At 38.4% G+C, this 23,961-nt stretch carries 20 protein-coding genes; all 20 read left to right on the top strand.

Annotated elements, in window-relative coordinates; translation table 11 throughout:
• The first annotated feature begins 68 nt into the window (after positions 1–68).
• Positions 69–1,628 carry a ribonuclease Y gene (gene rny, locus GLW08_RS01135; protein ID WP_160846758.1) on the top strand — a complete coding sequence of 520 codons (1,560 nt, stop codon included), beginning with the start codon at positions 69–71 and terminating at the stop codon, positions 1,626–1,628.
• Positions 1,629–1,754: 126 nt separating this feature from the next.
• The gene (locus GLW08_RS01130) at positions 1,755–2,552 is read left to right on the top strand and encodes a TIGR00282 family metallophosphoesterase (protein ID WP_160846757.1); all 798 of its coding nucleotides are present in this window, start codon (positions 1,755–1,757) and stop codon (positions 2,550–2,552) included.
• Between the two features lie 113 nt (positions 2,553–2,665).
• Positions 2,666–2,926 carry a stage V sporulation protein SpoVS gene (gene spoVS / locus GLW08_RS01125; protein WP_160846756.1) on the top strand — a complete coding sequence of 87 codons (261 nt, stop codon included), beginning with the start codon at positions 2,666–2,668 and terminating at the stop codon, positions 2,924–2,926.
• 263 nt (positions 2,927–3,189) lie between these two features.
• Complete coding sequence (locus tag GLW08_RS01120) at positions 3,190–4,113, top strand: dipeptidase (protein ID WP_160846755.1); 924 nt, start codon at positions 3,190–3,192, stop codon at positions 4,111–4,113.
• Between the two features lie 329 nt (positions 4,114–4,442).
• The gene (locus GLW08_RS01115; protein ID WP_160846754.1) at positions 4,443–6,188 is read left to right on the top strand and encodes a 2-oxoacid:acceptor oxidoreductase subunit alpha; all 1,746 of its coding nucleotides are present in this window, start codon (positions 4,443–4,445) and stop codon (positions 6,186–6,188) included.
• The gene (locus GLW08_RS01110) at positions 6,188–7,054 is read left to right on the top strand and encodes a 2-oxoacid:ferredoxin oxidoreductase subunit beta (RefSeq protein ID WP_160846753.1); all 867 of its coding nucleotides are present in this window, start codon (positions 6,188–6,190) and stop codon (positions 7,052–7,054) included. Before GLW08_RS01115 ends, GLW08_RS01110 begins: the two co-directional genes overlap by 1 nt.
• A gap of 204 nt (positions 7,055–7,258) precedes the next feature.
• The gene (tdh, locus tag GLW08_RS01105; RefSeq protein ID WP_160846752.1) at positions 7,259–8,305 is read left to right on the top strand and encodes an L-threonine 3-dehydrogenase; all 1,047 of its coding nucleotides are present in this window, start codon (positions 7,259–7,261) and stop codon (positions 8,303–8,305) included.
• Positions 8,306–8,641: 336 nt separating this feature from the next.
• The gene (locus tag GLW08_RS01100) at positions 8,642–9,817 is read left to right on the top strand and encodes a glycine C-acetyltransferase (RefSeq protein WP_160846751.1); all 1,176 of its coding nucleotides are present in this window, start codon (positions 8,642–8,644) and stop codon (positions 9,815–9,817) included.
• A gap of 722 nt (positions 9,818–10,539) precedes the next feature.
• Positions 10,540–12,102, top strand: coding sequence for a tRNA (N6-isopentenyl adenosine(37)-C2)-methylthiotransferase MiaB (gene miaB, locus GLW08_RS01095; RefSeq protein WP_160846750.1), 1,563 nt, complete (start codon positions 10,540–10,542; stop codon positions 12,100–12,102).
• Between the two features lie 3 nt (positions 12,103–12,105).
• Positions 12,106–12,534 (top strand): RicAFT regulatory complex protein RicA family protein, encoded by a 429-nt coding sequence (locus GLW08_RS01090; RefSeq protein ID WP_160846749.1) that lies wholly within the window; start codon positions 12,106–12,108, stop codon positions 12,532–12,534.
• A gap of 222 nt (positions 12,535–12,756) precedes the next feature.
• Positions 12,757–13,314 (top strand): outer spore coat protein CotE, encoded by a 558-nt coding sequence (cotE, locus tag GLW08_RS01085; protein WP_160846748.1) that lies wholly within the window; start codon positions 12,757–12,759, stop codon positions 13,312–13,314.
• Between the two features lie 181 nt (positions 13,315–13,495).
• Positions 13,496–16,090: a DNA mismatch repair protein MutS gene (gene mutS, locus GLW08_RS01080; protein WP_160846747.1), complete on the top strand. Its 2,595-nt coding sequence runs from the start codon at positions 13,496–13,498 to the stop codon at positions 16,088–16,090.
• Positions 16,091–16,105: 15 nt separating this feature from the next.
• A complete protein-coding gene (gene mutL / locus GLW08_RS01075) occupies positions 16,106–17,971 on the top strand; it encodes a DNA mismatch repair endonuclease MutL (protein ID WP_160846746.1) in 1,866 nt (621 codons plus the stop codon).
• A gap of 21 nt (positions 17,972–17,992) precedes the next feature.
• Positions 17,993–18,199 carry a hypothetical protein gene (locus tag GLW08_RS01070; protein WP_160846745.1) on the top strand — a complete coding sequence of 69 codons (207 nt, stop codon included), beginning with the start codon at positions 17,993–17,995 and terminating at the stop codon, positions 18,197–18,199.
• Positions 18,200–18,361: 162 nt separating this feature from the next.
• Positions 18,362–19,291: a tRNA (adenosine(37)-N6)-dimethylallyltransferase MiaA gene (miaA, locus tag GLW08_RS01065; RefSeq protein WP_160846744.1), complete on the top strand. Its 930-nt coding sequence runs from the start codon at positions 18,362–18,364 to the stop codon at positions 19,289–19,291.
• Between the two features lie 44 nt (positions 19,292–19,335).
• On the top strand, positions 19,336–19,560 hold the full coding sequence (gene hfq / locus GLW08_RS01060) for an RNA chaperone Hfq (RefSeq protein ID WP_160846743.1): 225 nt from the start codon (positions 19,336–19,338) through the stop codon (positions 19,558–19,560).
• Positions 19,561–19,678: 118 nt separating this feature from the next.
• A complete protein-coding gene (gene spoVK / locus GLW08_RS01055; RefSeq protein WP_423808610.1) occupies positions 19,679–20,608 on the top strand; it encodes a stage V sporulation protein K in 930 nt (309 codons plus the stop codon).
• A 199-nt stretch (positions 20,609–20,807) separates the two neighbouring features.
• Positions 20,808–22,052: a GTPase HflX gene (gene hflX / locus GLW08_RS01050; protein WP_160846742.1), complete on the top strand. Its 1,245-nt coding sequence runs from the start codon at positions 20,808–20,810 to the stop codon at positions 22,050–22,052.
• 15 nt (positions 22,053–22,067) lie between these two features.
• The gene (locus GLW08_RS01045) at positions 22,068–23,309 is read left to right on the top strand and encodes an aminotransferase class I/II-fold pyridoxal phosphate-dependent enzyme (protein WP_160846741.1); all 1,242 of its coding nucleotides are present in this window, start codon (positions 22,068–22,070) and stop codon (positions 23,307–23,309) included.
• 229 nt (positions 23,310–23,538) lie between these two features.
• On the top strand, positions 23,539–23,946 hold the full coding sequence (locus GLW08_RS01040; RefSeq protein WP_160846740.1) for a MerR family transcriptional regulator: 408 nt from the start codon (positions 23,539–23,541) through the stop codon (positions 23,944–23,946).
• The last annotated feature ends 15 nt before the right edge of the window (positions 23,947–23,961 follow it).

Raw genomic sequence — 23,961 nt, 5'->3', positions numbered from 1 at the left:
AATGGAACATCTAAGTACATGCCGACACACATGTATAGTACAAGTAAATAGCAAGAGGAGGTGAACGTATGGGAGTTATTGAAATCATCATCTCCATTTTGCTTGCCCTCGTCGGTATTGTTGTTGGTTATCTGATTCGGAAATCCATCGCAGAGGCGAAGATTTCAAGTGCAGAAGAATTGGCGAAACAGATTGTTGATGAAGGGCACCGTAATGCAGAAGCTGCAAAGAAAGAAGCCCTTTTGGAAGCAAAAGAAGAAAATCATACTTTTCGTCAAGAAGCTGAAAATGAAATTCGTGAACGTCGTGCGGAGCTTCAGAAACAAGAAAGCCGTTTGATGCAAAAAGAGGAAAATTTGGATCGAAAAAGTGAGACGCTAGATAAGCGTGAACTTATGTTAGAGAAGAAAGAAGAATCACTAACGGAAAAACAACAACAAATTGAAGAAACGGAAAGCAAAGTGGAAGAAATGAGAGAGCAGCAACAATCCGAGCTTGAACGCATTTCTGGTTACACCACAGACCAGGCAAAACAAGTTATCCTAGAACGTGTAGAACAAGAGGTTTCACACGAATCAGCTCTCATGATTAAAGAAGCAGAAAATCGTGCCAAAGAAGAAGCAGATAAGAAAGCGAAAAATATTCTTTCTCTTGCCCTTCAACGTTGTGCTGCTGATCATGTTGCAGAAACGACGGTTTCCGTTGTAAACTTACCTAACGATGAAATGAAAGGCCGTATCATTGGACGTGAGGGTCGAAACATTCGTACCCTTGAAACATTAACTGGGATTGATCTTATCATAGATGATACACCAGAAGCTGTTATTCTTTCTGGATTTGATCCGATTAGAAGAGAGACAGCTCGTATAGCTCTTGAGAAACTTGTCCAAGATGGACGTATTCACCCTGCACGTATAGAAGAGATGGTTGAAAAATCACGTAGGGAAGTTGATGAATACATTCGTGAGGTTGGTGAGCAAACTACATTTGAAGTAGGAGTTCACGGTCTGCATCCTGATTTAGTGAAAATCTTAGGTCGATTGAAATATCGTACAAGTTATGGTCAAAATGTGTTGAAACACTCAATGGAAGTTGCGTATCTATCTGGTCTTCTAGCTGCAGAACTAGGAGAAGATGAGACACTTGCTCGTAGGGCTGGCTTGCTTCATGACCTTGGTAAAGCAGTAGACCATGAAGTAGAAGGAAGTCACGTTGAGATTGGTGTTGAACTAGCAACGAAATATAAAGAGAATGATACAGTAATTAATGCAATTGCTTCTCACCATGGTGATGAGGAACCTACTTCAATTATTTCTGTTTTAGTTGCTGCAGCAGACGCGTTATCAGCAGCTAGACCGGGAGCTAGAAGTGAGACCCTTGAGAACTATATTAAGCGTTTAGAGAAGCTTGAAGAGATTTCAGAATCATACGATGGTGTTGAGAAGTCCTTCGCAATCCAAGCGGGTCGTGAAGTTCGAATCATGGTCAAACCAGAAGAAATTGATGACTTGAAATCTGTACAATTAGCAAGAGATATTAGAAACCGTATAGAAGGTGAACTGGATTACCCAGGACACATAAAAGTGACTGTTGTACGCGAAACGAGAGCAGTTGAATATGCGAAATAATAAAGCGATCCTTCGGGATCGCTTTATTTTATTCAGTAAGGTAGGTATACTAAACAGAAGGTATTTTTGCGTTTACTCAACAGACACTATACATACCAAACACTTATCGATAGAGAGGAATATATTATGAAAATTTTGTTCGTAGGAGATGTCGTAGGCTCACCAGGAAGAGACATGGTGGAGCAATACCTACCAAAACTAAAGAAATCATATCAACCGCATTTTACAATAATAAATGGCGAAAATGCTGCTTCAGGTAAAGGGATAAACCATAAGATTTATCACCGTTTTCTTGAATTAGGTGCGCAAGCTGTAACACTCGGAAATCACGCCTGGGATAAAAAAGAGATTTTTGATTTTATAGATGATGCCAAACAAATGGTACGTCCAGCAAATTTCCCAGAAGGCACACCAGGTAAAGGGATTACGTATATCAAAGATAATGGTGTAGAACTTGCTGTAATTAATCTTCAAGGCAGAACCTTTATGCAACCTTTAGAAGACCCATTCACTAAGGCCGATGAATTAATCAAAGAGGCTAAAAAACGAACCAACTTAATTTTTGTCGATTTCCATGCTGAAGCGACTTCAGAAAAACAGGCACTTGCGTGGTACCTGAATGGTAGAGTTAGTGCGATTGTAGGGACACATACACATGTACAAACGGCTGATGATCGAATTCTTCCAAATGGAACGGCTTATATTACAGATGTTGGTATGACTGGACCTTATGATGAGATTTTAGGTACTGAAAAAGAGGCTGTTATCAAAAAATTCTTAACGAGTTTACCTGTACGTTTTGAAATTCCAAAATCGGGAAGAACACAATTAAGTGCATTCCTCGTTGATGTTGAAGCATCCTCAGGTAAAGCCACTAAAGTTGAACGTTTACTTATTAATGATGATCATCCATTTTTTGGCTGATTATTTGAATATTTCAAAATATTCGTTCATAATGTGGGTAAGGGGAATAACTTCCAAATCCATGAATATAGTAAAAGTGGAACAAATAATAGGATACGAAGGAGGAACTAGTCATGGAAATATTAAAAGTTTCAGCTAAATCTAGCCCTAACTCAGTAGCAGGAGCACTTGCGAATGTGTTAAGAGAACGTGGCTCAGCAGAAATCCAAGCAATCGGCGCTGGTGCATTAAACCAGGCTGTGAAAGCGGTAGCAATTGCACGAGGATTCGTAGCACCAAGCGGGGTTGACCTTATTTGTATTCCCGCATTTACGGACATTATGATTGATGAAGAGGAACGTACTGCAATTAAATTAATTATTGAACCTAGATAAGTGCGAAACGTTAAGCCTGTTTGCTAGAGTAGCAAGCAGGTTTTCTAATGTGGAAGACAGATATACATAGGTTCTGACATTGGTACTAATCATAGTTTGTTAGTAATAAATATAATTTATCCCATAATAGTCTAGCACCAGCCCTACCTGATGGAAGGAGAAAGGGCTCTTAAGCTTTCCTTTCGACTCTAATAGTTACAAATCTAAGTAAAAATATAGTCGGGACTGTTAAGCGCAATTTATGGACGGGAGGAATAAGAGATTTGATTATTGATAGTCATTGCGATGTACTCTTAAAACTTTGGGAAAAGCCTGGTCGTTCTTTTTATAATAGTCCTGATCTTAGAGTAAATTACCAAAAGTGGATAAACAATTCAGTTAAGGTCCAATGTTTCGCTATTTTTATTCCAGAACATGTTCCGTCTTCTGAACAATATAATGTAGCCCTAAAGATGGTTGATATATTTTACGAAAACATAGTACATCCTTATCCAGAAATCAAACACATAACATGTAAACAAGATATACTTGATTTAAAGCATAATGAAAAAGGAGCGGTTCTTACGCTTGAAGGGTGTCATCCAATTGGAGAAGATCTTGTGAAACTAAAAACACTTATTCGCCTTGGCGTGAGAGCAGTTGGATTAACTTGGAACCAGGCTAATGCAGTTTGTGATGGAATAGGAGAAGAGCGAGGAGCTGGTTTGAGTTCATTTGGTGTAGAAGTTGTACATGTATTAAATAGCCATATGATATGGACGGATGTCTCTCATTTATCTTATAAAGGATTCTGGGATACTATGAAAATTGCCCACTATCCTATGGCATCTCATTCAAATGCTTATTCCCTTACACCACATCCAAGGAATTTACGTGATTTACAGGTAAAGGAATTAATTCATCGAAACGCATATATTGGCGTTACATATGTTGCGGATTTTTTGAGAGCAAACGGGGAAGCTTCCATTTATGATGTTATAGATCATATACAGTATATAGTTTCGCTTGGAGGAGAAAATTCAGTAGGGTTAGGGTCTGATTTTGATGGAACAGAATCGATAATCAAGTATCTGTATGATTATCAAGATTACGATTCATTTGTCCAATTACTTAAACGTACCCTGTCACCCTCCTTGTACGAAAATGTAACTCATGAGAATTTCATACGAGCTTTTCCACAAAAATAGTCATCTTAATAAAGATGGCTATTTTTTAAAATGAAATGAGTAGAAGTGGAGGCGTGCCTTTATCTAGATCATGCTAATTGTTTCGAATGGAACCAAAATCATGGCATATTTTATGGAAATAGTCTGCGCACAGCATGATTTTGCTTAATACCACAGAGATCAGCAAGGTGATCCTGAGCTTTTCAATGAACTTTCATATCTTCTATATGATGTTTAACGCATATTTACTATAAGGTGTAGCGTATAAATGTATAAATAGCCATGGTACAAGTATTGTCCAATAAGTGAGGTTAATAGTTTTAGAGGTATATAGGCGAAGGGGTGTAATAATGAAAACGCAACTCTCATGGAAAGTTGGAGGTCAACAAGGAGAGGGGATTGAGAGTACCGGTGAAATCTTCTCTATGGCATTGAATCGTTTAGGTTATTATTTATATGGATATCGCCATTTTTCTTCCCGTATTAAAGGGGGACATACCAATAATAAAATAAGAGTCTCTACAGAGAAAATTAGATCAATAACAGATGATTTAGATATACTTGTGGCGTTTGATCAAGAAACTATAGATGTGAATGCTAGCGAATTACATGAACAAGGATATATCCTCGCAGATTCTAAATTCACGCCTACTAAATCTGATGATGTAAAAGCGACATTGTTTGCCATTCCTTTTTCGGAGATTGCAAAAGAACTAGGAAACCCTCTTATGAAAAACATGGTTGCAATAGGGGCGACAGCTTCTTTGTTACAACTAGATATTGAGTCATTTCGTGCGGTTGTTCAAGATATCTTTGGACGTAAAGGAGAATACGTCGTAAATCAAAATATGGAGGCCATTGAGAAAGGAGTCGCTTCGTTACAAGCGCAATTACCATTTTCACATACTTCTATGAAATTAGCGAAAGCAGACGGTAACACACGTATGTTCATGATAGGGAATGATGCTATAGCTCTAGGATTTTTGGCAGGTGGGTGCAGGTTTATGGCAGCTTATCCCATTACTCCTGCTTCTGAAATTATGGAGTATCTAATTAAAAAGCTACCAGAGTTCGGTGGAACGGTTATTCAAACAGAAGATGAAATTGCTGCGGCTACGATGGCAATCGGTGCCAATTATGGAGGGGTACGTACTATAACAGCTTCCGCTGGTCCAGGATTGTCTCTAATGATGGAATCAATTGGTTTAGCTGGCATGACTGAAACTCCTTTAGTTATTGTAGACACACAGAGAGGTGGGCCTAGTACAGGTCTTCCCACAAAACAAGAACAATCAGATTTGGTGGCAATGATCTATGGAACTCATGGAGAGATTCCAAAGGTTGTTATTGCTCCAAGTACTGTAGAGGAAGCATTTCATGATGCAGTAGAAGCGTTAAATGTAGCAGATGAATATCAATGTCCAGTCATACTACTATCTGATTTGCAGCTCTCTCTTGGTAAACAAACCGTTGATCCGTTAGATTATCGTACTATAACCATTCGAAGAGGAAAAATAGATAACAAAAGACAGGTGGAGGAGCAGGATTCTAAGGAGAACATAAAGCGCTACCAAGTTACTCCTGATGGCATCTCTCCGCGTGTTTTCCCAGGAACGAAAAATGGTATATTTCATGTAACCGGTGTTGAGCATAACGAATATGGCAAACCTTCCGAATCCGCTTCGAATCGTAAGGAACAAATGGATAAACGGTTAAGAAAACTGATTCATTTGCCAGATACGTTTCCTACCCCAATTTATATGAATCAAACATGTGATGAGGCTGATCTACTTCTTATTGGTTTTAATTCAACAAGAGGGGCCCTAGAAGAAGTACAACATCAATTACAACAAGATGGATATAGTGTGAATCATGCGCAAATTCGACTTATTCATCCATTTCCCACAACTCATTTACTCCCGCTATTAAAAACAGCAAAAAAGGTAATGGTCGTGGAACATAATGCAACTGGCCAATTAGCTTCTATAATTAAGATGAACGCTGGTTTTCACGAAAAAATAGAAAGCATTACCAGTTACGATGGTACCCCTTTTTTACCTCGTGCTCTTTATCATGCATGTAAGGAGTTGTTGTAATGGCTACATTTAAAGATTTTCGTAATAAAAACAAACCAAATTGGTGCCCTGGTTGTGGAGATTTCTCCGTTCAGGCAGCCATTCAACGTGCTGCAGCAAATATTGGGTTAGAACCAGAAGAACTTGTTCTCGTTTCTGGGATTGGTTGTTCAGGTAGAATTTCAGGTTATATTAATTCCTATGGCTTTCATGGTGTTCATGGTAGGTCCCTTCCCTTAGCTCAAGGGGTGAAGATGGCCAATAAAGACTTAACTGTTATTGCTTCAGGTGGAGATGGAGATGGGTTTGCGATTGGTATGGGACATACAATACATGCTATAAGAAGAAATATGAATATAACCTATATCGTAATGGATAATCAGATTTATGGTTTAACGAAAGGGCAAACATCTCCCAGGAGTGATGCAGGGTTTATTACGAAAAGTACTCCTGAGGGGTCGATTGAATCATCAATGAACGTAATGGAACTAGCTTTATCTTCTGGAGCTACCTTTTTGGCGCAAAGTTTTTCAAGTGATGTGAAGGAACTAATATCCTTGATTGAAAAAGGCGTACAACATGATGGTTTTTCCTTTATCAATGTATTTAGTCCATGCGTAACGTATAACAAAGTAAATACGTATGATTGGTTTAAGCGAAATCTAGTTAAACTCTCAACTATTGAACATTATGATCCATCAAATAGAGCTGAGGCTATGCGTGTGCTTTTAGAACATAATAGCCTGGTAACAGGTTTGATTTATCAAGATAAAGATAAAAAATCATATCAAGAATATATTCATGGGTATGATTCAAAACCATTAAGTCAATCAAGGTTGTATATGTCTTCTGATGTATTCGATAAGCTAGTAGAAGAATTTAAGTAGAGGATTAGGTTGAATATTTAATAATAAAAGATGTAACAAAGCCTGGAGTTGTAAATTCCAGGCTTTGTTTATTTGAAAGCGATTACCCAAAAAGGTCATTTGTACATTTGAAGTGGACATATGAAAAAACAATACTGGAACTATGTATATAAATATGATTATAATAGTGATAAAGATAATTTTAATGATCAAGGAGTGTTCACCATGGATGGAACAATGAAGGCAATCGTCAAACATCATAAGGGTGAGGGAGCTCAGCTTCAAGAAGTACCGATTCCTAACATAAGGGAAGACGAAGTACTGATTAAGGTGAAAGCAACCTCCATTTGTGGAACAGATGTTCACATATATAACTGGGATGAGTGGTCAGCAAGTCGTGTGCAAACACCGTATGTATTTGGACATGAGTTTGCAGGAGAAGTTGTTAAAACTGGAGAACATGTTACTAAGGTAGAAGTAGGGAATTATGTTAGTGCGGAAACCCATATAGTATGTCACAAATGTCCGCAATGCTTAACGGGACAATACCATATATGTGAAAACACGCAAATTATTGGAGTAGATACACAAGGCTGTTTCGCGGAATACGTTGCTCTTCCAGAGAGTAATCTATGGGTGAACCCCTCAGATATGCCTACGGATATTGCTTCTGTACAGGAACCGATGGGGAATGCTGTCCATACTGTTCTGAACGGTGAAGTTGCTGGGAAGAACGTAGCAATAATTGGTTGTGGACCTATTGGGTTAATGGCAGTAGGTGTGGCCAAAGCTGCAGGAGCTTCTCAAGTGGTGGCGTTTGATGTTAATCCATATCGGTTACAATTAGCCGAGCAAATGGGGGCAACCACGGTTATTAATTCTGGTAACGAAGACCCTGTTGAGAAAGCAAAGACCCTTACAAATGGGCATGGGGTTGATGTCGTTTGTGAAATGAGTGGACATCCAACAGCGATGGATCAAGGCTTTAAAATGATTACAAATGGAGGGCGTGTTTCGATTCTAAGTCTTCCAGTAAGACCAGTTACCCTTGATGTCACAAATGATATTGTATTTAAAGGAGTTCAAGTCCAAGGAATCACAGGTAGAAAAATGTTTAAGACATGGCAACAAGTGTCAAGGTTGTTACAATCAAAACAAGTTGACTTGACTCCAATTATCACCCATCACTTACCTTTAGAAGAATTTGAGAATGGATTCTCATTAATGAATCAGGGTCATTGTGGAAAAGTAGTATTACATCCTAATGGATAATGGTAATGGGAAATGAAGCTTTCCATTCTGTCTCAGCGTTTAATTGAACAAATGTTTCATGTTAACTAAAATAATAGTAGCCACCTAGTAATACTTATTAGGTTTAGGTGTTTTTATCCTAGTAAATTGGTTAAGGCAAGGGAAGACAGTGTAGCCTTACAGAAATGATACATGTGGCGATTGGGCATGATAGTCTTGAAGTGTAATGGAAGACGATTCATATTGCAGATTTATTTAGTAGAAGAGTCCATTGAAGATCACAAATCGTTTTTATATAAATTATGAAATTTTTCCACACTTTAACATAGTTTTATCATCTAAAAGGAGGCATTAATTATGAAAGGATTTGAACATATCCAACAGGAATTAGAAGAAATGAAGCAGGAAGGTACATTTCGGGAGTTGATTCCTCTTGAATCGGCACAAGGTTCTCGTGTAACGATTAAAGGAAAAGATGTTATTCAGCTATCTTCCAATAACTATTTAGGGCTAACCTCCCATCCACGAATGAAGGATGCAGCTGAAAAAGCCATTGAAACCTATGGTGTAGGGACAGGCTCTGTGCGTACGATTGCCGGAACTTTAAAGATGCATGAAGACTTTGAAGAAAAGCTGGCTAAATTTAAACATACTGAAGCGGCGCTTGTGTTCCAATCAGGGTTTACAACGAATCAGGGTGTTTTATCCTCTATGCTAACAAATCAAGATGTCGTTATATCTGATGAACTTAATCATGCGTCAATCATTGATGGAATTCGATTGACAAAAGCAGGCCGTAAAATTTACAAGCATGTTGATGTAGATTCTCTTGAAGAGAAATTAAAAGAATCAGCTGAATACAGAACAAAGTTAGTCGTTACAGATGGTGTCTTTTCAATGGATGGGGACATTGCCCCATTACCTGAAATTGTTGAGGTAGCTGAAAAATATGGTGCTCTTGTAATGGTGGATGATGCGCATGCAAGTGGTGTTCTAGGTGAAAATGGCCGCGGAACAGTAAATCATTTTGGATTGGATGGACGAGTACATATTCAAGTCGGGACACTTAGTAAAGCTGTTGGGGTGTTAGGTGGATATGTTGCTACAACACAAGTATTAAAGGATTACTTGATTCATAAAGGGCGTCCTTTCTTATTTAGTACATCTCATCCACCAGCAGTAACAGCAGCTTGTGATGCAGCTGTTACTGTTCTGTTAGAAGAGCCTGAATTGATTGATAAGCTGTGGGAAAATACAGAATTCTTTAAGGAAGGTTTAGAAAAGCTTGGTTTTGATACTGGGATTAGTAAAACACCAATCACTCCTGTCATGATAGGTGATGATGCATTAACTCACAAATTTTCCGATGAGTTATTTAACGAAGGTGTTTTTGCACAAGGAATTGTATTCCCAACCGTACCAAAAGGAAAAGCACGAATCCGTACGATTGTTACAGCTGAGCATTCGAAGGAAGAATTACAAGAAGCATTAGATGCGTTCCAACGTGCCGCTAAAACGTTAAACATTTTATAATAAAAGCTAGAGATGTTTACTAACGTTTCTTTTAGCTATTAAAAATGAATGAGAACAGGATTAAATTCCTCAAAGAGTTTGGATTTTTTATCCAATCTCTTTTTATTTAATTGTTTATTCCATTAAAGCCCCATTATCTTGAAACTTGAGTTCGAGATAAATACCTTTATTAAGCGGGATGTTTCGGATACGTTAATAAGAATAAAGGTGGCCGTGGAACAACTCGCGTCCTGCCGCGAGCTGGCAAGCTACCTTCGGGGAAAACGCCCTCATGGGGTCTTGCCTACCTCTTTCTCCGGCGGGAGTCTTGTTGTTCTCAGGCCACCTCCCGCGATGTTGAGATGAACGGAAACATGGCGTTAGACCAAACGAACGAAAAGATGGGCCGGGAAATTGGGGCGGTCGCTCCTTTTTTTCAAAAGTAGCTCCTGTTTTTCGATTCTTGCTCCGAAAGCAGGAAAAGTCACTCCAGAGCCCATGTTTTTATCGCAGCGATATGACAATCGAACTTCCAATGAAATCATTCGTCTCCTCAAGTCTTCAAGATTATGCCTCTTTACCTAAATTAAATGTACCATAGCTAGATTAGTAACACACATTTCTTACTCAATTATAAGTGATGTTCTGTTAACCAAACCTTCTTTACAACAGAATCTTTATTTTTATCTTTGAGACTGATATAATATTACAGTTAGAGAGATTGTGTGAAAGGAGTTCTCTGAATGAATGAACAACAGAGAAAAGAAATGAATCAAATTAAGGACAATCCAGCGGACAAAAAATCCGTCGAGGATAAACCGTTAAGTGAAAAAACATCTGAAGACTTTGCGAAATATTTTGAAAGTACCTATCAACCTCCTTCTTTAAAGAGCGCGAAAAAGCGCGGAAAAGAGGATGTAAATGTTCATTATGATTTTGAAATTCCAGAAGATATTCAAGGTATAGGGGAAGGAAAGAAATTCCTAATTCGTACGTACGGATGTCAGATGAATGAACATGATACAGAGGTTATGGCTGGTATATTGTCAGAAATGGGATATGAGTCCACGGCAGATCAGCATGAAGCAGATATCATTCTATTAAATACATGCGCAATTCGCGAGAATGCTGAAAATAAGGTGTTTGGTGAAATTGGACATCTGAAGGCATTGAAACGTGAAAAACCAGACCTGATTTTAGGTGTGTGTGGGTGCATGTCCCAAGAAGAATCTGTGGTTAACCGAATTCTTCAAAAGCACCAATTCGTCGATCTTATTTTTGGTACACATAATATCCATCGTTTACCTCAACTTGTACAAGAAGCAATTTTTGGTAAAGAAATGGTTGTAGAAGTATGGTCAAAAGAAGGCGATATCGTTGAAAACCTTCCTCGTCAACGTAAAGGGAACATAAAGGCATGGGTCAACATAATGTATGGCTGTGACAAGTTCTGTACGTACTGTATTGTTCCATACACACGAGGAAAAGAACGTAGCCGTTTACCAGAGGACATTATTCAAGAAGTGCGTCAACTGGCAGCACAAGGATACAAAGAGGTTACACTTCTTGGTCAAAACGTAAACGCTTATGGGAAAGATTTTGAAGACCGTACCTTTGGGCTTGGAGATTTAATGAATGAAATTCACAAGATTGATATTCCACGTGTTCGATTTACGACTTCCCATCCACGTGACTTTGATGATCGTTTGATTGAAGTATTAGCTCAAGGAGGTAACCTTCTAGATCATATTCATCTTCCGGTACAATCAGGAAGCTCTGAAGTTCTAAAAATTATGGCTCGTAAATATACACGTGAACGTTATTTAGAGTTAGTTGGAAAGATTCGTGAAGCGATGCCTAACGCTACACTAACCACTGATATAATTGTAGGATTCCCAAACGAAACGGAAGAACAGTTCCAAGAAACACTTTCATTAGTTGAAGAAGTTGGTTTTGAAGGAGCTTATACCTTTATTTATTCTCCAAGAGAAGGAACTCCTGCTGCTAAGATGCAAGATAATGTTCCAATGGAAGTGAAAAAGGAACGCTTACAACGCTTAAATGCTGTAGTTAACCATCAGGCAGCTCAAGCAATGAAGAAATATGAAGGTGAAATTGTAGATGTGTTAGTGGAAGGTGAGAGTAAGAAAAATGCTGATGTCTTAGCTGGACATACTCACCGAAACAAGCTCGTTAATTTCCGTGCTCCACGCTCTACAATCGGTGAAATTGTAAAAGTTAAAATTACGAATGCAAAAACATGGTCTCTTGATGGAGAACTGTTAGAAACAGCAGAGGTGAAATAACAGATGGCAAATTATACACGAAATGAAGTAATTGAAAGAGCGCAAGGACTAGCAAAAGCGATGAGTGAAACTCCTGAAATAGATCGTTTCAAGCAAGTAGAAGCAAAAATTAACGACAATAAAAAAGTTCAAGATTACATTAGTCGTATTAAAGCTTTGCAGAAGCAAGCAGTTAACTTTCAATACTATGAAAAGACAGAAGCGTTGAAGAAAGTAGAAGCTGAAATAGATCGTTTGCAAGGTGAGTTAGATGCAATCCCTGTTGTTCAGGAATTTAAAGAAACTCAAACTGATGTAAATGACTTTCTGCAACTTGTTACAAGCACGATAGCAAATGAAGTAACAAATGAAATTATTCGTGAAACAGGTGGAGACCTTTTAAAAGGTACAACAGGCTCTGCTCTTGATACTAGCGACTCTTGTGATCATTAATTTTCTTTATAGAAAGAACGCTCTAAACAAAGGGTGTTCTTTTTTTATGGACTTTCCTCAACTTTTCGTACATTTTTATGGGCGCTTGCATAGAATGAACTAGGAACGAAAATTGTTTTGTTCATTTGCTATGATTGTGAGTTTTTTTCATTCCTTTTTGCACTTCGGGCTAATGTCTCGCATAGGATGTCAATGAACAAAGAAGGAGGAGGTTGGGCTCTCATGTCATTTTTTGATCAAGAGTATCGTGAGATCATAACAAAGGCAGTGTGTGGTAAAGGGCGTAAGTTTACGCAGGATACTAATACTGTCACACCATCTCATCGCCCAACAAGCATTTTAGGGTGCTGGGTTATCAACCACATTTATAATGCAAAGAAAAAGGGTGATTACGTAGAGGTTTCAGGTAGTTATGACATCAATGTTTGGTATTCATATAACGATAATACCAAAACAGAGGTTGTCACAGAGAAGGTTCATTACACCGATAGAGTTCCGCTGTCAGTTAAAGATGAAAACTGCTTAGACTGCGATTTTGAAGTACTTGCACGTGTCGTACAGCAACCAAATTGTTTGGAAGCACGTATTGCAAACCAAGGACATAAAATTGTTGTAGAAGTAGAGCGTGAATTTATCGTAGAGGTTGTCGGGGAAACAAAATTATGTGTCAAAGTAGACCCAGATGGATGTCTGCATGATGATGACTGGCACTATGATGTTTCAAGTGACGACTTCTCAAGTGTAGATCCAGATTTCCTTGCTCATGAAGAAGAGGAATAAGCGAAGGAGTCGATGGCCCTTTACGAAATGTGGAGGGTCTTTTCGTTTAGAGTAACGTAAGATCTGACATGCCATATTATGGTTGTCAGATCTTTTTTTCATTAACTCCTCTGTTAGAGACAACAAATTCGATATGATATAATAATAGTTATGAGAAATTATCCACGTTGGAGGATACAAGATGGCAAACTATACACCAATGATGCAGCAATATTTGAAGATAAAGGCTCAGCAAAAAGATGCCTTTTTATTTTTTCGCTTAGGGGATTTTTATGAATTATTCTTTGATGATGCCACTAGAGCAGCTCAAGAATTAGAAATAACATTAACAAGTCGAGAAGGTGGGGAAGATGGCCGCATTCCGATGTGTGGTGTTCCTTATCATTCAGCAGCCAACTACATAAAGAACCTTGTTGAGAAGGGGTACAAGGTAGCCATTTGTGAGCAAGTTGAGGATCCGAAAGAAGCTAAAGGAGTTGTAAGGCGTGAAGTTGTACAACTTGTGACCCCAGGAACAGTGATGGATGGTGTTATGCTTGATGAAGAAGAGAATAACTACCTGGCTTCTTTAACTCCATTTGATGATGGAACCTTTGTGATTGCGTATAATGACTTAACTACAGGAGAAAACAGCGTCGCCATGCTAACTGATGGATTTGATGGTGTGCTAAGTGAGCTGTTTAATCGTCCTGTTAAGGAAATTGTGGTTCCTACCGATTTAGATGCTGAATACCAAACCTCTTTACAGGAGCGCTTAGGTGTCACCATATCAAAAGAAGATCGCACTGAGATTACAGAAGGCTATCAATCTCTTGTTCAAAACTTACATCAAGATAAGTTGAAAATCGGGTTTGGAAGACTCTTTTATTATATACAAGAAACCCAAAAGCGATCGATGGACCACCTGAAAGAAGTACAATATATTGAGTTAAATCAATTTATGAAACTCGATATGTACTCGAAACGAAACCTTGAGTTGATGGAGACGATACGTAAGCAAGGTAAAAAAGGTAGTTTGCTATGGGTGTTAGATCATACAGTCACATCAATGGGTTCAAGAATGTTAAAGAAATGGGTCGAACGACCTCTGTTAAAGAGACAGTTAATTGAAGACCGTTATAACCAAGTAGAGGGGTTCTTAGAACAGTTCTTTGAACGAGAGACATTGAGAGAAGCTCTTCAATCTGTCTATGACCTCGAACGACTAGCGGGGCGGGTTTCATATGGAAATGTAAACGCCAGAGACCTCATTCAATTAAAGCACTCAATTGGAAAAATACCTGAAATTAAGTCTATTCTTCAATCATTCTCACAACCTGAATTGAAGGAATTAGGAGAGCAATTACATCCTCTACAAGACGTTTATCAATTATTGGATGAAAGTATTTATGATGATCCACCTATTACCATTAAAGAAGGTGGCTTGATTAAAGATGGCTTTAATAATCAACTGGATGACTATCGAGATGCAGCACGCAATGGTAAGCAATGGATAGCCGAATTAGAACGAAAAGAACGGGAAGCGACCAACATAAAATCACTTAAAGTTGGCTATAATCGCGTTTTCGGCTATTATATTGAAGTAACAAAAGCAAACTTACATCACCTTCCTGAAGGACGATATGAACGTAAACAAACGCTTACCAATGCAGAGCGGTATATTACACCAGATCTAAAAGAAAAAGAGTCCTTAATCCTTGAAGCACAAGAAAAAAGTGTAGAACTTGAATACGATATGTTTATTAAGGTTCGTGAACAAGTGAAGGAGTATATTCCTTCTTTACAACATTTGGCCGAACAAATATGCAGTATTGATGTCTTGCAAGGTTTTGCAACGGTTAGTGAACATAATCAATACGCTAGACCAGAGTTAGTCGACAATCGGGATATTTATATCGAACAAGGGCGTCATCCAGTTGTAGAAAAGGTTATGAAAGAAGATACGTTCGTTCCAAATGATGTAAATATGCAAGATGAGTCAGATATATTGCTTATTACAGGTCCGAACATGAGTGGTAAAAGTACGTATATGCGTCAGCTAGCTTTAACGGCTGTTATGGCACAAATTGGTTGCTTTGTTCCATGTTCGTATGCGCGACTACCGATTTTTGATCAGATATTCACTAGAATCGGTGCAGCCGACGACCTAGTTTCAGGACAAAGTACGTTTATGGTAGAAATGATGGAAGCAAAGCATGCTTTAACAAAAGCCACCGATCGAAGCTTAATTCTATTGGATGAAATAGGCCGCGGGACAAGTACTTATGATGGCATGGCGTTGGCTCAAGCTATAGTGGAATATATCCATGGAAATATTGGTGCCAAGACGTTATTTTCTACTCATTATCATGAACTTACGGAACTAGAAAAATCCTTAAACCATTTAACGAATGTTCACGTACGTGCAGAAGAGTACGAAGGGAAAGTCGTTTTCCTTCATCAAATCCAAAAAGGCGCTGCTGATGAGAGTTACGGCATTCATGTGGCAAAACTAGCCGAGTTACCAGAACCTCTTATCGAACGTGCCAATGCGATTTTGAAACAATTAGAAGGTTCATCTGAAGTGAACGAGACTCCATTATATGGTCATGAGGATGATCATCAACTTACTTTATTTGAGCCAAAGGAAAAACCAGTGCAGGTCGAAACGGAATCAAAGAGTACAAGGGAAGAGACCAAAGTGATTGAACAACTGAAGGACCTTGACCTTTTAGAGTTAAATCCAATAGAAGCCATGAATCACTTGTATCAGTTACAGAAACAGCTTAAGAAATAAAAGGAGGGGGCACGTATGGCAACCATCCGTCAAATGCCAGATACGTTGGCGAACAAAATAGCAGCCGGAGAAGTGGTCGAGCGCCCTTCATCAGTTGTGAAAGAACTACTAGAAAATAGTATAGATGCCGGCAGTACCTGGGTGAAAGTAGAGCTAGAAGAAGCTGGCCTTTCTAAAATTAAAATCATGGACAATGGAAGTGGTATGACTGAGGATGATTGCGAACGATCCTTCCTTCGCCATGCTACAAGTAAGATTATAGATGAAAATGATCTGTTTCGTGTTCAGACATTAGGGTTCCGTGGAGAAGCCCTCGCAAGTATTGCAGCTGTAAGTCGTTTAACATTAAAAACATCTACAGGACACGAAGCAGGAACACGTTTATATCTTGAAGGTGGACAATTAAAAGAAAAAGATAAAAGTGATGCCAGGCAAGGTTCTGAAATAACGGTTGAAGAATTATTCTTTAATACACCAGCTAGATTGAAATACATGAAGACAATTCATACAGAACTTGGCCATATTACAGATGTATTAAATCGAATGGCTTTGTCCCATCCTGAAGTTCGATTTGAATGCTGGCATAATGAAAAACGTTTGTTTCAAACCAATGGTCGTGGAGACGTATTACAGGTTATTGCTCAAATCTATGGCATGAATACAGCGAAAAAAATGATTCCCATTGAACATGAGACACTCGATTTTACAATCAGAGGTTATATTGCCAAGCCTGAAGTTACTCGTGCGTCTAGAAATTACATTTCGACAGTAATTAATGGACGATATATTCGCAATCCATCTGTCAACAAAGCTATTTTGCAGGGGTATCACACATTACTTCCTATAGGTCGTTATCCACTAGTAGTCTTGCAAATAAATATGGATCCAGTTCTTGTTGATGTCAATGTTCATCCGGCTAAATTAGAAGTAAGATTCAGTAAGGAAAAAGAATTATTTGATGCGGTGAGGGATGCTGTAACGAAAGTGTTTAAGCAACAAACGCTAATACCAGAAGTGGATCAATCACCACAACGAACCAAAGTAAAGGATACATCTGTCCAAGAGTCCTTTACATTAGATTCATCAGTACAGGACCCTTCATCTTCAACGGCAACAGACGAGAATGAACATAAAATAAAACCTGAACATCCATTAGTTCGAGAGTCTGATCCTACACCATCATGGTTGTCTCAGGAGGCAGACCCAGACCCTATTGAGACTGCCATGACATCTTCGTTTTATAAACAGGAAGGGAATGGCTATAAACAAGAGAAATCCACTCAACCTATTGAATCATCAAGAGTCCCTGTCATGTATCCGATAGGTCAATTGCATGGAACGTATATACTTGCTCAAAATGAGAATGGACTTTACATCGTGGATCAGCATGCTGCACAGGAACGTATTAAATATGAATTTTTCCGTGATAAATTGGCTGTTCCAGAAAAAGAGGTTCAGGAATTATTAATGCCGATGACATTCGAGTTTACAAAATCAGAGTCTATACTGATCGAAAATCACCTTGAGGATTTGGCGCAAGTTGGTTTGTTTCTTGAATCATTCGGAGATAAGACCTTCATTGTTCGCTCCCATCCACAATGGTTTCCTAAAGGGCATGAACAAGAAGTGATTCAGGAAATGATTGATCAAGTCTTAAATGAACAGAAAGTTGATGTATTAACTCTACGGGAAGAAGCGGCTACCCTTATGTCTTGTAAACGATCTATAAAAGCGAATCATTATTTAAATGATGGAGATATGGGGAAACTGTTAGAAGACTTACGACTGTCAACAGATCCTTTTACTTGCCCACATGGGCGGCCTATTATTGTTCACTTCTCAGAATATGAGATGGAAAAAATGTTTAAAAGAGTAATGTAGTAAACGAAAGGGAGGTACAGTATGAATAGAGAACTTCTTCATGAGCGTGTATATGCCTTGAAATATGTTTTAGAAGGTGGACAGGTTGATCTAGGTTCAGCTCAACGAGAAATCGAACAGGATTTAGATCATGTAAAAACAGCTAAGGATGGGATGATTGATCCGGAAACTGTTTCACCTAAAATAATAGAAATTGTGAAAGCTACTTTAGACCAGGAACAGCATTAACAAGTAGAAAAGGTGACTCTCCTTAAACGGATTGTAAAGATAATGGAAGTATGTAGGTAGTACACGATAATTTATGACTAAGGAGAGCTATCCCTTTTATTCTTATAGAAATCTGTGTATAATATAGAACGAATGTTCGAAATCTAGAATAGAGGTGCATCCATGAAGCAACCTGTTGTCGCCGTAGTTGGACCTACTGGAGTAGGTAAAACGAAAGTAAGTGTTGAAATAGCAAAACGCTTTAACGGTGAAATCATTAGTGGTGATTCCATGCAAATCTATAAAGGGATGGACATAGGAACAGCGAAGGTTACAGAAGAAGAGAAGCAAGGGATTCCGCACTATATGCTTGATATCAAAGATCCATCTGAGCCATTCTCTGTTGCTGAATTCCAACAACTCGTACAAGGGTATATTGATAAAATAGCTGCAAAAGGTAAACTACCAGTTATAGTTGGAGGCACAGGCTTGTACATCCAATCCGTCCTTTACAACTTTCAATTTTCCGAACAACAAAGAGATCAACAGTTCGTCACCATGCTAGAGAGGCAAATTGAGGAAGAAGGGATAGCACCACTTTATGAGAAGTTAAAAAAAGTGGACCCTGTACAAGCTGACAAAGTACACCCTAATAATAAACGACGGGTAATCCGTGCGTTAGAAGTCTATGAAAAAACAGGCCTTACGATGACAGAATATCAGCAGCAACAGAAGCAAGAATCTCCATACCACCCTGTTCTAATAGGCTTAAATATGGATCGTGAAGAACTTTATAATCGTATTAATCGTCGCGTTGATGATATGATTCAGGAAGGTCTTGTTGATGAAGTGAACTCTTTATACAGTCAAGGTCTCGAGTCAGCTCAAAGTATGCAAGCAATAGGTTATAAGGAATTCCTCCCATACATAAATGGAGCCATAACTTTAAATGAAGCTATCGAAAACTTGAAATTACACTCAAGACGATATGCCAAACGGCAATTGACCTATTTTCGCAATAAGCTTGACGTAAACTGGTATATCATTTCTGAGGAAAATGTTTATAAAAAGTTTGAAGAAATTTTAGAGGAATTAGCAGGAAAGCTGCCATAAGCATCGAATGTTACCAATATAGATAGAAAAGAGGAGGAAGTCTCATGGCGCAATCAGTAAATATTCAAGATCAGTTTCTCAATCAAATTCGGAAGGATCACGTACAAGTGACCATCTTCTTAACCAACGGATTTCAGCTTCGCGGAGTCGTGAAAGCTTTCGATAATTTCACCGTATTACTAGAATCGGATGGAAAGCAACAATTAATCTTTAAGCACGCCATTTCAACATTTGCTCCAATGAAAACTGTGACATTGGACAAGGAATAAGATCTTCACCAAGCGAATGCTCTCGGGCGTTCGCTTTTCTTCTTTATTAGTAAAAGTAGGCGATTATCACACATCCTTATCATTGTGCGTATAATGTTGTTGAATAAGGGGTGATAACGTGGATACACAAGTAACGTATAAAAAGAACGGGCAAGTCAATGTAATGCTTCAAGAGAGCCGAGTGCCCACGACTAAACCACAAGGGAAGGCCTCGAACTCATACTTAACAAACCCTTTTCAAACAATTGACGATGAATTTGATGAATTTATTGGTTTAGATCAATTAAAGGGTACCATCAAGGAAATATATGCTAGCATTATTGTTAACCAAAAACGTCAGGAAGCTGGCTTGAAACCGTCTAAGCAAGTATTGCATATGATGTTTAAAGGCAACCCAGGTACAGGGAAAACTACTGTTGCTAGAAAGCTAGCAAAGCTGTTTCATGAAATGGATGTATTGTCTAAAGGGCATTTCATTGAAGCGGAGCGAGCTGATTTAGTTGGGGAATACATCGGACATACAGCTCAAAAAACAAGAGACTTAATCAAAAAGGCTATCGGTGGTGTATTGTTTGTAGATGAAGCCTATTCGCTAGCACGAGGAGGAGAAAAGGATTTTGGTAAGGAAGCTATCGATACAATGGTGAAGCATATGGAAGATTCTCATAATGATTTCATTTTAGTGCTTGCTGGGTATCCTACCGAGATGGATCAATTTCTTCGCCTGAATCCAGGATTACAATCTCGCTTTCCAATTATATTAGAATTTAAGGACTATACGATTGAAGAATTGCTAACTATTGCTCGAAAAATGGTTTCAGAAAGAGAGTACGTTCTAGCTAAAGATGCTGAGTGGAAACTGAAAGACCATTTAATTCGTAAACAGCAAATAAAGGGGCATAGTTTTTCAAATGGTCGCTATATCCGAAACATCATTGAACAATCTATTCGAAAGCATGCGATGAGAGTCATGAAACAGAATCGATATTCGCATCATGAACTTGTTACTCTAACAAGTAAGGATATTACGTTTGAAACAATTATATAGAGGTAGAATAAAGTGATATATTCCTATACGTGAAAGTGTAATAATGACAAACATCCTGGTATGTATGATGCCAGGATGTAATGTCGTGGTGTAGCGACTGTTCGCTTTCATGATGTAGGTTTGATATGATGATAACATGATTTCATTACAAACACTCTCCATAAAATAAATAGATTAACCTAGTAAAAGAGGGATACATATGGAACAACATGAACGAGTTCTTGTAGCTGCTTGTCATCTCCCATCTCAAGATGAGGAGCGGTTTCAATCATCGTTAGAAGAACTTACATCATTAACAGAAACTGCACATGGTGTGGTTGATAAAATTGTCATTCAAAAGCGTCAAAAAATCCATCAAGCTATTTATATGGGTGAAGGTAAAATCGAAGAAATAAAAGCATACATAGATGAAAGAGGCATAGAACTAGTCATTTTTAATGATGAGTTAACACCGGGTCAGATGAACAATTTAGCAGATCACCTGGAAGTGCGTATCATTGATCGTACTCAGTTGATTCTAGATATATTTGCTCAACGTGCCAATACAAAAGAAGGTAAGCTTCAGGTGGAATTAGCCCAATTACAATATATGCTACCAAGAATCTACGGACAAGGTAAAAATTTATCAAGGTTAGGTGGCGGGATTGGAACAAGAGGCCCTGGTGAAACAAAGTTAGAAACAGATCGCCGTCATATTCAACGAAGAATAGATGACATCAAACGTCAAATCCAGCAAGTGGCTACCCAACGCCAACAATACAGAAAACGACGCAAAGAAAATAAAGCCTATCAAATTGCTATTGTAGGTTATACAAATGCGGGGAAATCTACCCTTTTCAATCGCATTACAAATAACCAATCTTTTGAAGAAAACCAATTATTCGCAACGCTTGACCCGTTAACTCGGCAAGTACAGTTACCAAGTGGATTCCAAGCACTATTGTCTGATACAGTAGGGTTTATTCAAGATTTACCAACAACCCTCATTGCAGCGTTCAGATCTACCCTTGAAGAAGTAACAGAGGCTGATTTTATTGTGCATGTGGTAGATGCATCTCATCCTGATCATATACAGCATGAGGAAACGGTACAAAAACACTTGAAAGAACTAAATGCTGATCATCTACCTATGCTTACAGTTTATAATAAAAAAGATCTTTTGCGGGATTCTTTCATTCCTGTTACGTTACCTGCTGTGACAATTAGCGCTTATGATCCAATTGATATCAAGCGGTTGTTTGACAAATTGGAAGAGGGTTTACTTAAAGAGTGGGTACCATTTCAAACGTACGTGCCTGCGACTGATGGCAAATTACTATACAGGTTAAGTAAACATGCAATTGTTAGAGAAAGAGATTTCATAGAAGAGGATGAACTTTACTTTGTTAAAGGGTTTATCCATCCGGACCATCCACTGTATCATCAAATACAAAAGAGACATTAAAGGGGAAACAGCAACATGAACACACAAAAGATTGATAAAATTGTTCATCAAACTGAACAAGATGTTCAAGCTGTGCAACAACAAATTGACCAGCTTGTCGAGAAGAATCAAAAGCGCGTGCTTGAAGCTTTTCAAACCCATCAAGTAAGTGATGGGCATTTTAATCCGACTACTGGCTATGGCTATGATGATTTTGGAAGGGATAAGTTGGAAGAAGTCTATGCAAGTATATTCGGAGGCGAAGATGCTCTTGTTCGTCCACAAATTGTTTCAGGAACCCACGCCATTACGATTACATTATTCGGTTTATTAAGACCTAATGATGAATTACTTTATATAACAGGAAGACCTTATGATACTCTTGAAGAAATTGTGGGAGTTCGTGGTCATAACAATGGGTCGTTAAAGGATTTCCATATTGGCTATAATCATATTGATTTAATCAATGATGGAGAGGTGGATTTTCAAGGTGTACAGAATGCCATAACAGGTCGGACAAAGGTAATCGGTATTCAACGTTCAAAAGGGTATGCGGACAGGCCTTCCTTTTCAATCGACGAAATAGAAGAGATGATACGATTTGTAAAAGAGATAGACTCATCCATTATTGTATTTGTAGATAACTGTTATGGAGAATTTGCAGAAGAGAAAGAACCTATTCATGTCGGTGCAGATATTATTGCAGGTTCGCTTATTAAAAATCCAGGTGGAGGAATCGTTAGAACAGGTGGCTATATTGTAGGCCATTCCCATTTAATTGAACATTGCGCTAACCGTCTCACTGCTCCTGGATTAGGTAAGGAAACTGGAGCAAGTTTACATAGTTTACAAGAGATGTTCCAAGGTATATTTTTAGCTCCGAATGTTGTTGGAGAAGCGATGAAAGGAGCTGTGTTTACATCTAGATTTCTAGAGAAGCTTGGATATACTACTTCCCCTGCCTATAATGATCATCGTACTGATTTGATCCAATCTGTTACCTTCCATACATCTGAGGAAATGATTGCATTTTGTCAGGAAATCCAGCATGCCTCTCCTATCAACTCACACGTGAGACCTTATCCGAGTGAAATGCCAGGGTATGAAAATGATGTCATTATGGCAGCAGGTACCTTCATACAAGGGGCGAGTCTAGAACTTACAGCAGATGGACCTATAAGGCCACCGTATATGGCTTTCGTACAAGGTGGCTTAACATACGCACATGTCAAGATAGCCATTAAAGCTGCAGTAAACAAACTTTTGATAAGAGATTAATTCAAGTCTAGGCAAGATAATCTCACATAGAATACTATTCTTTGTAAGGTTATCTACCTTTCATCATAGTAATTTTAGTGAAAAAACATGTAAAGCTTATGCATTTATTCGTGATGTGAAATGATCAAAAACATTTCTTGTGTAAAAAAACCTAACATTCATTGACAGAAGTTGAAACATTGCATACAATAAAATTATGTAAACGACTAGTAAAGGAGGGCAGATTCTTATGAAAGATGAAATGCGTAGAACAATGCCGCTATTTTCGATTGGAATTGTAAAATCGCTTACAGAACTGTCAGCCAGGCAAATTAGATATTACGAAGAGCATCAATTGATTAACCCAGCTAGAACGGAAGGTAACCGTCGTTTATTTTCATTTAATGATGTAGAACGCTTGCTTGAAATAAAATCTTTAATTGAAAAAGGCATTAACCTTGCTGGAATTAAGCAAGTCTTAACCATTCAGGAACCAGAAACGCCGGAAGTAACGTATACTGAAGGTGATATTCAAGAAGCTCAAGGAGAATTATCCGAAAAAGAATTGCGAAAAATGCTTAAGAACGAATTGTTCCAAGGCAACCGATTTGGCAAGTCTTCGTTGCGTCAGGGAGAATTATCACGATTCTTCCATTAAATAAACGCATTTATT

Source organism: Pontibacillus yanchengensis (genome assembly GCF_009856295.1).
Lineage (GTDB): Bacteria > Bacillota > Bacilli > Bacillales > BH030062 > Pontibacillus > Pontibacillus yanchengensis_A.
Note: the sequence above shows the minus strand (reverse complement) of the source record. Positions and strands in the feature narration are given on the sequence as shown.